The sequence below is a fragment of the Streptomyces sp. RB17 genome (assembly GCF_009604455.1).
GTDB lineage: Bacteria > Actinomycetota > Actinomycetes > Streptomycetales > Streptomycetaceae > Streptomyces.
The window spans coordinates 1-1,677 of the sequence record NZ_WEGL01000050.1; the positions used below are offsets into that span (position 1 = coordinate 1).

General features: G+C 69.1%; 1 protein-coding gene. It reads right to left on the reverse strand.

All coding sequences use genetic code 11. The annotated features are described in order from the left end of the window. Positions 1-172 precede the first annotated feature (172 nt). Positions 173-1,552 carry an IS1380 family transposase gene (locus tag SRB17_RS45205; RefSeq protein WP_323377637.1) on the reverse strand — a complete coding sequence of 460 codons (1,380 nt, stop codon included), beginning with the start codon at positions 1,550-1,552 and terminating at the stop codon, positions 173-175. Positions 1,553-1,677 lie beyond the last annotated feature (125 nt).

A 1,677-nucleotide genomic window follows, 5' to 3' on the forward strand; every position in this document is an offset into this window, starting at 1 on the left:
CCTCGATCGTTCATGAGTCCTCGTCGGTTCGCTGATGGGGACTCCGCGTTTGTGTGGTGCGGTCTTTTCGGGGTTGGGGCAGGGCGAGGGTCCGGCTCTCGCGTCGGATGGGCGCCGGGTTCCACTTCGCCGGTGTGGTGGTGCGGGTTGTCGGGATGGTTGATGTGGTTGGTCAGCCGGGGTTCGGCAGGGCGTGGAGCCTGACGGTCGCGTGGCTGATGACGGCGGTCCAGGGCCAGCGGGCGGGCAGTCGGAGCCAGCGGCGGCGGCCGGTGTTCACGAGCTTCGCGGGGGCGGAGAACAGCCGAAGGCGGAGCTTCTTGGGTTCCCAGCGGCGGGCCTCGCCGGTCAGCGCGAGCATCGGCATCCAGGCGAGGAGGTCGAGTGCGATGGAGACGATCTCCAGCCAGATCTGGTTCTGGGCCGTGTCGTGCAGGGGTAGATTGCGCAGGCCGGTGGCGCGGGCGCCTCGGATGCGGTCCTCGCAGCGGGCCCGCCTGCGGTGACGTAGTTCGAGGTCGGCGAGCTGGCCGCCTTTGGTGTTGGTCGCGAAGCAGGTGAGCCGGTTGCCGTCGATATCGGTGAAGCGCAACTGGGCGCCGGGGTGCGGGCGTTCCTTGCGGACGATCAGCCGCATGCCTGTGGGCCAGGTGCTCAGGTCGGGCATGTCGGTGATCTCTGCGACCCAGGCGCCGGGCCGTTCGGTGCCGTCGGCGTCGTAGGCCGGCGTCCACGCCTTCTTCGGGATCTTCAGGACGGCCTGGTGGATGGCGTCGGTGGTGGTCATTCCGACGGAATACGACAGCCACCGGCCGGGCCGGGTGAGCCAGTCGAGGAAGGCGTGGGTGCCGCCGGCGGAGTCGGTGCGGATCAGTGTCTGCCGTCCCCGCCGCAGCCGTTTGGGGAGCTGGGCCAGGGCGAGCCTCGCGGTTTCGATGTGGTCGGAGGCGGTGTTGGAGCCTGCGTTGCCGGGCCGCAGCAGCGCGGCCACCGGTTCCCCGGACCCGGCTGGGCCGTGATCGACGAACGCGACGAGCGGGTGATGACCGAAGGTCTTCTTCCAGGTCGCGGTGGCGTCCTGCTTCTCGGAGTGCGCGAGCACCAGCACTCCGTCGATGTCCACGATCACCTGGCCGTCGGCGGACGGATCGCTTGCCCCGGCCAGCTCCCATACCCGCGTGCGTACTTCGGAACGTGCGCCCCGGATCGCTGCAAGAGCTTTCGGGCCGGACGCGGCGAGCGCGTCGACGAGGCGGGAGACGGTCGGATCGGAGGCCACCGGGCCGAACACCGCCGGCTCGGCCCGCAGCATGCCGACATCGGCCAGGCAGTCACCGCCGAGTGCGACGGCCAGGGCCACATCCAGCAGGATCTTGCCTGGGTCGTGCACGGCCCGCGGCTTGCGCCACGGCGCCAGCGCCGCGGATATCGCGGTGTCCAGGGCGGACTTGCGGACCGTCTCGACCAGCAGCACGGCCCCGGCCTGGGCAACAACTCCACGGCCGCCGCCCTCGACACGGACACGTGGGTACGACCCGCTACTCTTCTTCACCTGGAGAGTGCTTCTTTCCTTGCAGTGACAGGACCCTCGACAAGTCCCATCGTTGCAGGTCAGCAGCACTCTCCATTTATTTGATCAAGACTCGGACAGGCCCACTCGTGAAAGCGCGAGGTTAG